The sequence below is a fragment of the Nocardia abscessus genome (genome assembly GCF_015477775.1).
Classification (GTDB): Bacteria; Actinomycetota; Actinomycetes; order Mycobacteriales; family Mycobacteriaceae; genus Nocardia; species Nocardia abscessus_A.
This window is the reverse complement of sequence record NZ_JADLQO010000001.1, coordinates 967,872-980,482: the sequence shown is the minus strand read 5'-3', so window position 1 is coordinate 980,482 and position 12,611 is coordinate 967,872. Positions and strand designations below refer to the sequence as shown.

The following is a 12,611-nucleotide window of genomic DNA, read 5'->3' as shown; positions in this document are numbered from 1 at the left end:
TCTGGCTCCCCCGCATCTCCGGGTCTTAAGGCCGTGCTAGTCGGGCATCGCGGGATTTCCGGACCGGTCCTGCGTCGGCCGCCGCTCGTGTTCTGGGCGTTTCCAGCGAGTTGCCTGTGTGCATACGAAATCAGTTGTCCGTATCCGACCCCGCGCACCTGAAAAAAGGACCCGTATGACGCACCGGTTTACGGAGGGATGGAAAGGTGGGGCTTATGACCAAGGTGAATCTCTCGACGAACTACGGACCGATCGTCCTCGAACTGGATGATCAGAAAGCTCCGAACACGGTGCGCAATTTCGTGGACTACGTGAACGCGGGCCACTACAACGGCACGATCTTCCACCGCGTCATTCCCGGCTTCATGATCCAGGGCGGCGGGTTCGAGCCCGGCCTGCGCCAGAAGGGCACCAACGCCCCGATCCAGAACGAAGCCGACAACGGTCTGAAGAACGCCAAATACACCGTCGCGATGGCCCGCACCAACGACCCGCACTCGGCCACCGCGCAGTTCTTCATCAACGTCTCCGACAACGATTTCCTCAACCACTCCGCGCCCAACGCGGCGGGCTGGGGCTACGCCGTGTTCGGCGCGGTGACCGAGGGCACCGACGTGGTCGACAAGATCGCCGGTGTCGCCACGTCATCGGCAGGCATGCACCAGGACGTGCCGGTCGACGACGTCGTCATCGAATCCGCCACCGTCAGCTGATCTTTCGTACCGGCGACGCGAATCGGGCCGCGCCTCGAGGGGTACGGCCCGATCGTGCTCCGGGGGTGGCTACAGCGGCAGCAGGTGGTGCTTGCGGGGATTGCGGGCAAGTGACTTGTCCCGCAACAGCTGTAGCGCGCGACGAAGTTCGAGCCGGGTCTTCGCCGGCTCGATCACCGCGTCGATGTATCCGCGCTCGGCGGCCACCCACGGCGTCGCCACGGTGGCGTTGTAGAAGTCGATCATCTGCTGTCGGATCGCGGCGCGCTGGTCCTCCGGCGCGGCGTCGATCTGCTTGGCCCCGATCAGGCTGACCGCGCTCTCCGCGCCCATGACCGCGATCCGCGCGGTCGGCCAGGCCAGGTTCACGTCCGCGCCCAGCTGCTTGGAGCCCATCACGGCGTAACCGCCGCCGTAGGACTTGCGGATCACCACGGTGACCTTCGGCACCGTCGCCTCGACATAGGAGAACAGGAAGCGTCCACCCCGCTTGATGACGCCGATCTTCTCCTGTTCCACACCGGGCAGGAACCCGGGCGTGTCGACGACGAACACCAGCGGGATCTCGAACGCGTCGCACAGGCGCACGAAATGCGCGGCCTTGTCCGAAGCCCTGGCGTCCAGCGCGCCCGCGTACACCATCGGCTGGTTGGCGACCACACCGACGCTGCGCCCGTCGACGCGGGCGAATCCGGTGATGACGTTGCGGCCCGCCGACGCGCCCACCTCGTGGAAGGCGCCGTCGTCGAAGATGCGCAGCAGGATCTCGTGCATGTCGTACCCGGCGTTGTCGGAGTCCGGGACGATCGAGTTCAGCTCCAGGTCGCTGTCGGTGGTCTCCGGCTCCAGGCCGGGGTTCACGATCGGCGCCAGTTCCTGGCAGCTGGTCGGCAGGTAGCCCAGGTACTCGCGCACCCACTCGAACGCGGACGTCTCGTCCTTGGCCACGTGGTGGATGTTGCCGTATTCGGCCTGGCTGCGCGCGCCGCCGAGTTCCTCGAGGCTCACGTCCTCGCCGGTGACCTCACGGATCACCTTGGGGCCGGTGACGAACATGTACGCCTCTTCGGTCGCCACCACCACGTCGGTGTTGATCGGGGCGTAGACGGCGCCACCCGCGCACTTGCCGAGGATCATCGAGATCTGCGGGACCAGGCCCGACAGCGGCTCCTGCCGCCGCCCCAGCTCGGCGTACCAGGCCAGCGACGTCACCGCCTCCTGCACGCGCGCGCCGCCGGAGTCGTTGATGCCGACCACCGGGCACCCGACCTTGGCCGCGTACTCCAGGATCCCGGCCACCTTGCGGCCGAACATCTCCCCGACCGAACCGCCGTAGACGGTCTGGTCGTGCGAGAACACCGCCACGGGCCTGCCTTCGACCAGGCCGTGCCCGGTGACGACGCCGTCGCCGTAGAGGGCGGCGGGATCACCCGGTTTGCGCACCAGCGCACCGATTTCCACGAAGGTGCCCGGATCGAGCAGCATGTTGATCCGGTCGCGGGCGCTGGGGATACCTTTCCTCGCCCGCTTGGTCACCCCCGCTTCACCCGCCGGTTCCTGCGCTAGTTCCAGTCGCTTGCGCAGGTCGGCGAGTTTTTCGGCAGTAGTGCTCACTTGGCCCCTTTCGCCTCGATCGCGGCGAGCTTCGCGGTCAGGTCGGCTCCGATCTTCCCGATCCGCGGTTCGTCGATGATCTGCAGGTGGTCGCCGGCGATGTGGACGACCTCCAAATTCGGGATGTACTCGTCCCAGCCGCCGTTCGGCACTCGATCGGCGAAGCGTGGCTCGAGCTCGATCATCCCGTCGTGATAGCGATCGGCGAGGTAGAGCACAACGTTGCCGTCGTAGTGCGACGGCTGGGTCCGGGCGAGGTGGCGACTATCGATCCACGAGGTGCGCTGGTGTTCCAAGACGCCACCGGGAATCTTCGCGCCACTGATCTTGATCAGGTCGCTGATCATCTTGAACTGCTCTTCGTCGGAGGCCGCTGCCAGCGTCTCCAACTGATCGCGGTCCAGCTCGCCGTCGACACCGTAGGTCTTCTTGGCGAACGTCTGATAGCGCTCGATCCGGCGCACCCGCTCCTCGGGACTGTTGTCCTCGTCCTGGGTCGGGATGGCCAGGTCGATCAGGCCGACCACGCGCACGTCCGCGCCCTCGGCACGAAGCAACTGCGCGGTCTGCATGGCCAGCACCGCACCCAGCGACCAGCCGTACAGCACGAACGGACCGTCGCCCTGAAGCTTGCGCAGCTCGGGCAGGTACTGGCGCGCCCGTTCCTCGATCGAACCGTCGACCCGCTCGAAGCCGTACATCGGCGTCTCGGCGGGCAGCCGCTTCAACAGCGGTTCGTACACCAGCGTGTTCCCGCCCGACGGATGGAACACGAAGACCGGCACGGCGTTCGAGCCCTCCGCGCGCGGTCGCAACGGACGGACGAAACCGTCCACATCCGCACCGCTGTCCTGGAGTTCGCGGACGATGTCGGCGAGCTGCTCGATGGTCTCGCAGTCGAGCACGTCGTCGATGGTGACCTCGGCCTTGACCCGTTCGGTCAGGCGCGCGGCCAGCTTCTCCGCGGTGTCCTCGTCGAGGATCGGCAGCGTGTTGAAGATGCCTCCGGCCGACTTACCGGTCACCACCGCCCAGGTGGCGAAGGTCAGGCGCTCGGCGGCGTCGCGCGGCGGGACGTCGTCCTCGTCGGCGGGCTGCTGCGCGCCACCGAAGACAGCGGCCGGAGCCGCCGCGACCGGTGCCGCAGAGGGAGCAGTGTCACCTTCGGCCACCTTGTCCGCAGCCGGTGCAGTCGCTGCCGCGGGAGCCGAATCGGCCTCTGGTACAGCACTTTCCGGTGTGGCGTCGACCTCCCCGGCCGTACCGGCGTCCGGCGACGCGCCCGCCACCGCGGCAACCGGGTCGGCGCCGGTGGCCAGGGCAGCACGCGCCGTGGCGATGAAGTCGGCATCGACGGTCAGCTCGCCCCCGCCGCCCGCCGCTTTGTCGGCAGCCTGCTGATCGGCCATCGCCTGCACCTCGTCGCGGTGCTCGATCGCGTACCGCAGCACCTTGCCGACCTCGTGCAGGCTCGCGTCGCGCACGGCCTGCACCTGCAACTGCGGGATGTCGAACTCGTACTCGACCCGGTTCTTGATGCGCATGGCCATCAGCGAGTCCAAGCCGAGTTCCATCAGCGGGATCTCCATCGGGAGATCCTCGACCGCGTAACCCATGGACTCCGCGACGATCAGCGCGAGCCGCTCCTCGACGGTCTGCGTGCCGTTCGGGTCCCAGCGGTCACCGAAGGTCTCCACGACCTCGATATCGGCGTCGCTCTGCGTCTGCGCGGCGATCGCCGGGATCGGCTCGGCCGCGACGGGTTCCGGCGCGGAGTGGGCGGGCTGACTCGAGGTCACCACGGCGTCGAACACCAGCCGGAAGGCGTTGCCCTCCTTGGCGTGGACCTGCACCGAAGCGCCACCGGGATGCGGGGTGAGCGTGGTGGTGAGTGTGCCCGCGCCCGGGATCGGCGCATGCGGAACGGACGCGCCGAGCGAGACGTCGCTGAGCACCTGCGCCGCGGCGGCGCGCACCAATCCGGCGAGATCGGTCACCGAGGACGCCTGCACTTCCCAGACGTGCCTGCCGTCCGGCAGCGCCACGTGCGCACCCGGAACCCGGCCGTTGCCGCCCGTGGACAGCTGGACCTTCGGCCAGTACTCCTTGCGCAGGAACGTGGTGCGCGGGATGTCGGCGTAGTCGCCCGGCCCGAGCAGCGAGAACAGGTCCACCTTGTGCCCGTGCACGTAGAGCTGGGCGAGCGCGGCGATCACACCCGCGGACTCGTCCTCCTTGCGCTTGAGCGTGGGGATGAGCTGCGCGTCGTGCACGCCCGCGGCGAAGGTGGTGCCCAGGACCTGCATCAGCGCAACGGAATTCGGCGCCAGCTCCAGGAACGTGGTGTGGCCCGCGTCCACCGCGAGCTTCACCGCGTTGGTGAAGTACACGCTGTGGCGCATGTTCTTGACCCAGTAGTCCTCGTCGTGGATCGGATCGCTGCCGGCGCGGAAGTACTCCTCCTTGTGCACCGTCGAGTACAGACCGGCCTTCAGCTTCGTCGGCTCGATGCCGGCCAGTTCCGCGGCCAGCTCGCCGAGCAGCGGATCCATCTGCGAGGTGTGGCCCGCGCCGCGGGTCTGCAGCACGCGGGCGAACTTGCCCTCCGCCTCCACCCGCGCGACGATCGCCGCGACCTGCTCCTGCGGGCCGCCGATCACCGTGTTGGTCGGCGCCGCGTACACCGCGACCTCGACGTCCGGGTAGTCCGGCAGCAGGTTCGCGACATCCTCGGCGCTGTACTCGATGAGCGCCATGTTGCGCACGTCGTCGTCGCTGATCATCTGCTCGCCCTCGCCCATCAGGCGGGAACGGGCGCAGATGACGCGGACCGCGTCCTCGAGCGGGAGACCACCGGCGATGTACGCGCCCGCGACCTCGCCCATGGAATGACCCACCACCGCTTCGGGTTCCGCCCCGTGCGCGCGCAGCAGCGCGGCCAGGCCGATCTGGATGGTGAAGATGCCGACCTGCGAGGTGCCTACGTTGTAGTCCTGGCTGTCGTCCAGGAACAGCTCGCGCACGGAGTATCCGGCCTCGTCCTGCACCAGCTCGTCGACCTCGTCGACGGCCCTGGCGAAGATCGAGTTCTCCAGGTAGAGCTGCTTGCCCATCTTGCGGTGCTGCGCGCCGAAACCGGCGAACACCCACATCGGGCCCATCGCCGCGGGCGCGTCGGCGGTGAAGACACCGGTGCCCGGCTTGCCCGCCGCGATGGCACGCAGTCCGGCGACCGCCTCTTCGTGCGTCTTGGCGAGCACCACACCGCGCGAACGCCAGTGGCTGCGCTTGGCCAGCGACCGCGCCACGTCGGCGAGCGGGGTTTGCGCGCCCGCCTCGGACTCCAGCCAGTCGGCCAGCTCGGCGGCGGCGCGGCGGCGGCGCGAGGGCAGGTAGCCCGACACCGGCAGGATCTGTGGCAGCGGCTCGGCGCGCTCGGCGGTCCACTCGGCGACGGACGCGGCTTCGGCCGCCGCCTTCGCCACCTCGTCCAGGGCGTCGGATTCCGCGGCCGCCTCGGTGTTCTCGTCCACCGCGTCCTCGTCCAGCTGGGACTCGAGCTCGGAGAACGGGGCTCGGGTCTCGACGCTGGGCGCGTACTCCTGCACGACGAGGTGCGCGTTCGTGCCGCCGAAGCCGAAGCCGGAGACGCCGATGGTGGCCTTGCCGCTGTAGCGCGGGAACTCCGTCGGCTCGTCGACAATCTTCAGGCGCGCCTGGTCCCACGGAATGTACGGGTTCGGACCGGCGTAGCCGATGTTCGGCGGGATGACGTTGTGCTGCAACGACATGACCACCTTCGCCAGGCTCGCCGCACCGGCGCCCGACTCCAGGTGACCGAAGTTGGTCTTGGCCGAACCGAGCAACGCGGGCTTGTCCGCCTCGCGGCCACGGCCGACGACCCGGCCCAACGCGTCCGCCTCGATCGGGTCGCCGATCAAGGTGCCGGTGCCGTGCGCCTCGATGTAGTCGACCGTGGACGGAGCGATGCCCGCGTCGCGGTAGGCGCGTCGCAGCACCTCCGCCTGCGCGTCGGGATTCGGGGCGAGCAGGCCGTTGGACCGCCCGTCGTTGTTGACCGCCGAACCCTTGATCACGGCGTAGATCGTGTCGCCGTCGCGCTCGGCGTCGGCCAGGCGCTTGAGCACCACCAGACCGCCGCCCTCGGAGCGGATCATGCCGTCGGCGTCACTGGAGAACGCCTTGATGTGCCCGTCCTTGGCGAGGCCGCCGTTGGCGTCGAAGCCGAGCGTGGCCATCGGCGCGAGCAGCATGTTCACACCGCCGGCCAGCGCCAGGTCGGCCTCACCGCCGCGCAGCGCCTGCACCGCCTCGTGCACCGCCACCAGCGTCGAGGAGCAGGCGGTGTCGACCGCAATCGACGGACCGCGGAAGTCGAAGAAGTAGGAGACCCGGTTCGGGATGATGGACGTGACGCTTCCCATGATCGCGTAGGCCTCGGCCGAGACCGGCACGTTCGGATCCCGGTCGCCGCCCAGCCCGAGCGCCGCGAGCAGCATGAAGTCGTTGCCCGACGAGCCGATGAACACGCCGACCGGCTCGCCTTTGAGATCGCTGGCCGGAATCCTGGCGTGCTCCAACGCCTCCCAGGTCAGCTCCATCGCCAGGCGCTGCTGCGGATCGACCCGCTCGACCTCCACCGGCGACATGGCGAAGAACTCGGCGTCGAAACCTTTGACGACCTCCTGATCGAGGTAGCCGCCCCTGGTGTTGGCCTTCTCGATCGCCTCGGCCAGCTGCGGCTCGCCCAGGAACTCCGACCAGCGTCCTTCCGGCCGCTCCCGGATGCCGTCACCGCGGCCGATGAGGAATTCCCACGTCGAGTCCGGGGTGTCACCGGCGCCGGGCAGGCGGGTCGACAGACCCACGATCGCGATGTCGTGCGCCTCGCCGGGACGGTAGCCCGCGGTGTAGAACGCGCCGTCCCCGGACTCCGCGGGCGCCTCCGGCTCGCCGTTGACGATCCGCTCGGCCAGCGAGGCGATGGTCGGATGCTGATACACGATGGTCGCGTTCAGCATCACGCCGGTCAGTTCCTCGATGTCCCCGCCGAGAGCGATGGCGTCACGCGAGGCGAGCCCGAACTCCTCCATCGGCCGGTCCACGGTGATCTGCTCGATCGGTTGCCCGGTCGCCTCGGAGACCCAGCGCCGCAGCCACTCGCGCAGCTCCGCCACCGATATGTCGGTCTGCGCGCCACCGCCCTTCGCGGACTCGGCCGGGGCCGCCGCGTCGGCGACGGTCTCCACGGGCGGGGTGTCGGTCGTCTGGGTGGGCGTGCCCTCGTTGTCAGCCATCAATTCCTCAAGCTACCTGTCTGCGTACCGGGCGTACCGTGTATTGACGCCCGGCGCGTGGGAAGGTCGGCGCCGAGCGTCGATGGTCGGTCCGAGGCCGCCCCTGGCAATTACTCTTCCGGTGCATCGGGGAAAGCCTGCTGGGTGTAACCACCCCGCAGCGTTCCCTCCAGATAGGCCGCCCGGCAGGCACGTCGGGCGATCTTGCCGCTGGAGGTGCGCGGGATCGAACCCGCCGGCACCAGCAGCACGTCCCGAACGGTCACGCCGTGGCGCTGCGAGACCGCGGCGCGCACCGCGTCGGCGATGGGCAGCGGATCGGCCTTGCCCGCACCCGGGCCCCGCTCGCCGACGATGACCAGCTGCTCGGAGGCGTCGTCGGCGTCGAACTGCAGGCCGGAATGGCTGCCCTGCTCGAACACCTCGGCCGGGAGCTGGTTGGCGGGCACCGAGAACGCCGCAACGAAGCCGGGCCGCAGCGCGGTGCTTGCCTCCTGCGCGGAGAACTCCAGGTCCTGCGGGTAGTGGTTGCGGCCGTCCACGATCACCAGGTCCTTGACCCGGCCGGTGATGTAGAGCTCGCCCTCGAAGTACACGCCGTAGTCGCCGGTGCGCATCCAGTTCGAATCCGGCTCGGTGCCCTCGGCGTGGCTGCCCTCGGGCAGGCGCTCGGTCACCTTGTTCTGGAACGTCGCCGCCGTCTCGTCCGGACGACCCCAGTAGCCGATGCCCATGTTGTTGCCGTGCAGCCAGATCTCGCCGACGTGCCCGTCGGGCAGCTCGCGGCCGCCGCCGGACTCGACGGAGTCCGGATCGACGATCGTCGCCCACTGCGAGAGCGCGACGTAACCGCAGGACACCTGCGCGATCGCGTCCTCGTGGCCGGGATCGACCTTCACCATGCGGCCCGCGTTGAGCTCCTTGCGGTCGACGTAGGTGACCTTGGCCTCGTCCTCGGCCTTGGTAGCGGAGACGAACAGCGTCGCCTCGGCCATGCCGTAGCACGGCTTGATGGCGGTCTTGGGCAGGCCGTACGGGGCGAACGCCTCGTTGAACTTCTTCATCGACGAGGTGGTCACCGGCTCGCTGCCGTTGATCAGGCCGATGACGTTCGACAGGTCCAGCGACTCGCCGTTCTTCGGCAGACCACGCGCCGCGGCGTGCTCGAACGCGAAGTTCGGCGCGGCGGCGAAGGTTCCGGCGCCGTCGGAGACCGCGGCCAGTTCCTTGATCCAGCGATAGGGACGGCGCACGAACGCGCTCGGCGACATGATGGTGATGTACTTGCCGCCCACCGCGGGCAGGATCACCGTCAGCAGGCCCATGTCGTGGAACAGCGGCAGCCAGGTGACGCCGCGCGAGTTCCAGTCCAGATTGATCGCGTCGACCATCTGCAACAGGTTGGTGCCCACCGCGCGGTGGGTGATCTCGACACCGGCGGGCACCCGGGTGGAACCCGAGGTGTACTGCAGGTAGGCGATGTCATCGATCGCGATGTCCGGACGCACCCAGCTCTCGCCGACGCTGTCCGGGATCGCGTCCACCGCGATGATGCGCGGGCGCTGGGCGGCGGGCAGCGAGCGGAAGAACTGCCGGACCCCGGCCGCGGAGGAGCTCGCGGTCAGGATGGCCGAGGGCTCACAGTCGCCGAGCACCGCGTGCAGGCGATCGGTGTGGCCGGGCTCGTCCGGGTCGAACAGCGGGACCGAGATGGTGCCCGCGTAGATCGCGGCGAAGAAGGAGATCACGTAATCCAAGCCCTGCGGCGCGAGGATCGCGACCCGGTCGCCCGGGTTGGTCACCTGCTGCAGTCGAGCGGCCACCGCGCGCAGCCGAATACCGAACTCACGCCACGTCAGCTCCTGCGCCTCGCCGTCGCGCTCGCGCGAGTAGTCGATGTAGCGATACGCCAGGGTGTTCGCGTCGTTCCGGGTGTGCTTCTCGACGTGATCAACCAGGGTGTGATCCTCGGGAATGCGGATGTTCCCGGTTTCGTCCAGGTAGTCGTCGAAAGTCTCTTCCATTCCTTCTTCTCCTCCGAGGCACACGCAGCAATACGGCGAGATCGCCGCTTTTACCTGTGAGGCCCCGACTCGCTTTCGCCCGCGGGTGCTCCAAGTGCAGAGCCAGCCTGCAGATTTTGTGCGGTCTGCGCGGTGACCGCTATCGGCTAGATGTACTCAAACCAGAGTCATGTTACAGAGAAGACCGGCTCACTCGTCCCGCAGCAGGGGAATAACGGGGGCGAACGCGTCCATCTGGGTGGGGAATACACCGACGTAGGACATCGAGGTGAGTTGCCGCACACGTCGGATCTGCTCGGCGATCTCCTCGAAAGTACCGATCGCCACGTAGGGCGAGTTCAGGATGTCCTCGACGGACAGCTGGACATCGACCTCCAGGTTCGGGTGCAGTCCCCGGTCCAACGCCGACAGAGCCATCTCCGCGGTCTTCTCGCGATCGTCGGTGATCACGACGGCGGTGATGGCCCAGTTCAGCTCGATGTCGGCGAACCGGTCACCGGCGGCCTCCTTGATCAGATTCACCTTTTCCACGGCCTTCTCGATGGTGATGCCGGAGAGCAGGCCCTTGCCGTTCTTGGTGGTGACCGGAACGACGGAGACGATGTCGGCGTGCTTGGCCGCCAAGCGCAGCATCTTCGGACCGCCGCCGCCGGTGCAGATCGGCGGGCGCGGGCCCTGCCGCGGCCGTGGCGTCCCCTTGACGCCGCGGACCTGGTAGTGCTTGCCCTCGAAGGTGCACTCCTGGCCGCGCAGCAGCACGTCGAGAATGGTCAGCGCCTCGTCCAGCTTCTCCAGCCGGACACCGGGCGACTCGTAGGAGATGCCCGCGTTCTCGAACTCCTCCTTGATCCAGCCCGCGCCGAGACCGACCTCGAGCCTGCCCTTGGACAGCACGTCGATGGTCGCCAGATCCTTGGCCAGCACCACGGGGTGGCGGAAACCGTTGGCCAGCACCGAGGTGCCGAGCCGGATCTTCTCGGTGGCCTGGGTCAGCGCGCCGAGCGCGGCGATCGGACCGATCTGCTCGCCGAGGTGGTCGGGCACCACGAAGGTGTCGAAGCCGTACTCCTCGGCCTGCTGAGCGGTCTGCACGAACTTGCGCGCACCACCCTCCTGCTTGTTTCCTTCGCCGGCCGCCGCGAAGCGGAACGGGCGCAACGGAGTGCCCAGCGCGGTCAACGCAGCATCCGCGTCACGGCTCGCCGTGGTGGCCGGTGCGGCGGCTTCTGTCATGAACTCATGCTCCTGGCTGTAAGGAATTACGGGCGCGACGCCCGCCCGAGGTCTGCGCTGCGGCGGTGCCCGGCGTCGCGATCACCAGCGCACTTTACAGCGTGCTACCCAACTCGAGTTGCGCTTGTCACGCCAATCGGGTGCGGGGTATCTCACGGCCTGTGAATTCTCACGAATGCGCGGGATGCGGCGCTGCCTCGACGAGGCCTTGGGCCCAAGCCGCCGTCCACTGTGTGGCGGTGGTGCCGTTGCCGTCGACGACGAAGCCGTTGTAAAGGGCGTGCACCGGGTTCCCGGCCGCACGGACCAGCGCATTCACGCTGCCCACTATGTTCCACGGACTCAGGGCCTCCCGTGGCGCGTCGCAGATCAGATCGCCGGGCGCGCAGATGGTGTAGGTGCGGTCGGCCAGTGCGCCGAAGCCCCCTTGACGCGGACCGGTCATCGTGATGCCGGGCACGTTCAACCCCTTCAGCGCGACTTCGGCACCTACCCCGGGCGGCGGCGTCCCGATCGGGATGGCCTGGCCGGGGCCGGTCTCGCCGGTGCGGCGTCCGTCGGCGATCAACGTCACGCCGAGCACAAGATCGGCGGGCACGGGGCCGTCGCCTGCGCCGATCTGCGCGGCCACGTCACCCGCGATCACCGCGCCCTGGGAGAACCCAGCGAGCACGTAGGTGGTCAGCGGGCACTCCTGATGGCGGGCGGCCATGACGTCGATCATCCGGCGCGTGCCCTCCGACCGGCTGTTGTTGTAGGACTGCTGGCCATCCGGCGGGATCGCGATCGGATTGGAGAACTGCGCGACGTACGGAACCGTGTACACATCCACCCGTTCGCTCGGGAACCGCTGGGCGACCGGGCCGGAGACATTCAGCATCAGCGACACCGGGTTGGCGGCCGGATTGTGCGGATCGTCGAAGCTGTTGGACTCCCAGGTGCCCGGCACCGACATCATCTGCACGTCCGGACAGCTGGCCGGCTGCGAGGTCGGCCGTTCCGGCGGCTTGGGCCCCGGGCCGGGCGGGCGCAGACGGCCCGCGAGCAGATACCACAGCAGCACGACGACCAGGACGATCAGCAGGACGACGCCGATCACGAGCAGACATCCCGCCGGCTTGGACCGGCGGGAGGTCGAACGGATACGCGAACTCACTGGCAGTACGTGGCGCGAGCGGTCGAGATGTAGATCTGCCCGGCCTTCTCCACCGGCATCTTGGCCGGGTCGAAGGACGGATCGGAACCTGCCATGGCGTTGACGAAGGTCATCAGATCCTGATCGGACGCGCCCGCGGCGGTGCCCTGGCAGACATACGCGCCGATGCTCAGCGCGATGTCCGGGGTGGACGGGGTGATCCCCTGCTTGGCCAGCTCGTCCAGGAACCGCTTGTCCTTGTCGGTGAGCTTGGAGGTGTCCGCGGGCGGGACGGCTTCGGTCGGCACCGGCTGCGGACGTTCGGGCGCCACCGTCGTCGTGGGCTGCTCGGGCGCGGGAGCGGGCTGCCCGGTATCGGCGGGCGGCGGTGCGGCCGGCGACGTCGTCGTCACCGTCGTGGTGCGGGTCGGCGTCGGCGTGCTCGTCGCCGTCGAATCATTGTCGCCGCACGCGGCGAGCAGGCCGGTCGCGGCGATCGCCGCTACCACGCCGAATACCTTTCCACGGGTCCGATGCATGAATTCTTGTCCTCGATCTGTCGCTGAGCGGGGGT

General features: G+C 68.5%; 7 protein-coding genes. 1 reads left to right on the top strand and 6 read right to left on the bottom strand.

Annotated elements, in window-relative coordinates:
• Positions 1–215 precede the first annotated feature (215 nt).
• Positions 216–713 (top strand): peptidylprolyl isomerase, encoded by a 498-nt coding sequence (locus IU450_RS04520; RefSeq protein ID WP_195148445.1) that lies wholly within the window; start codon positions 216–218, stop codon positions 711–713.
• A 69-nt stretch (positions 714–782) separates the two neighbouring features.
• Here the strand turns inward: IU450_RS04520 and IU450_RS04515 are convergent, their stop codons facing one another.
• The 6 genes from IU450_RS04515 to IU450_RS04490 all read right to left on the bottom strand — a co-directional run bounded on the left by IU450_RS04515 (position 783) and on the right by IU450_RS04490 (position 12,576).
• Positions 783–2,327, bottom strand: a complete 1,545-nt coding sequence (locus IU450_RS04515; RefSeq protein WP_195148444.1) for an acyl-CoA carboxylase subunit beta — start codon at positions 2,325–2,327, stop codon at positions 783–785.
• Positions 2,324–7,645, bottom strand: coding sequence for a polyketide synthase Pks13 (pks13, locus tag IU450_RS04510; RefSeq protein WP_195148443.1), 5,322 nt, complete (start codon positions 7,643–7,645; stop codon positions 2,324–2,326). The genes IU450_RS04515 and pks13 overlap by 4 nt, the downstream gene beginning before the upstream one ends.
• 110 nt (positions 7,646–7,755) lie before the next feature.
• Positions 7,756–9,669, bottom strand: a complete 1,914-nt coding sequence (gene fadD32 / locus IU450_RS04505; RefSeq protein ID WP_195148442.1) for a long-chain-fatty-acid--AMP ligase FadD32 — start codon at positions 9,667–9,669, stop codon at positions 7,756–7,758.
• A 189-nt stretch (positions 9,670–9,858) separates the two neighbouring features.
• Positions 9,859–10,902 (bottom strand): LLM class F420-dependent oxidoreductase, encoded by a 1,044-nt coding sequence (locus IU450_RS04500; RefSeq protein ID WP_228820324.1) that lies wholly within the window; start codon positions 10,900–10,902, stop codon positions 9,859–9,861.
• A gap of 169 nt (positions 10,903–11,071) precedes the next feature.
• Positions 11,072–12,058, bottom strand: coding sequence for a cutinase family protein (locus IU450_RS04495; protein WP_195148441.1), 987 nt, complete (start codon positions 12,056–12,058; stop codon positions 11,072–11,074).
• Complete coding sequence (locus IU450_RS04490) at positions 12,055–12,576, bottom strand: DUF732 domain-containing protein (protein ID WP_195148440.1); 522 nt, start codon at positions 12,574–12,576, stop codon at positions 12,055–12,057. Before IU450_RS04490 ends, IU450_RS04495 begins: the two co-directional genes overlap by 4 nt.
• Positions 12,577–12,611 lie beyond the last annotated feature (35 nt).

What these genes read in the sequence shown, in the direction of transcription:
- IU450_RS04520 (WP_195148445.1), top strand. Translation starts at nt 216, where the DNA reads ATGACCAAGGTGAATCTCTCGACGAACTACGGACCGATCGTCCTCGAA.
- pks13 (WP_195148443.1), bottom strand. Translation starts at nt 7,645, where the DNA reads ATGGCTGACAACGAGGGCACGCCCACCCAGACGACCGACACCCCGCCC.
- fadD32 (WP_195148442.1), bottom strand. Translation starts at nt 9,669, where the DNA reads ATGGAAGAGACTTTCGACGACTACCTGGACGAAACCGGGAACATCCGC.
- IU450_RS04500 (WP_228820324.1), bottom strand. Translation starts at nt 10,902, where the DNA reads ATGACAGAAGCCGCCGCACCGGCCACCACGGCGAGCCGTGACGCGGAT.
- IU450_RS04490 (WP_195148440.1), bottom strand. Translation starts at nt 12,576, where the DNA reads ATGCATCGGACCCGTGGAAAGGTATTCGGCGTGGTAGCGGCGATCGCC.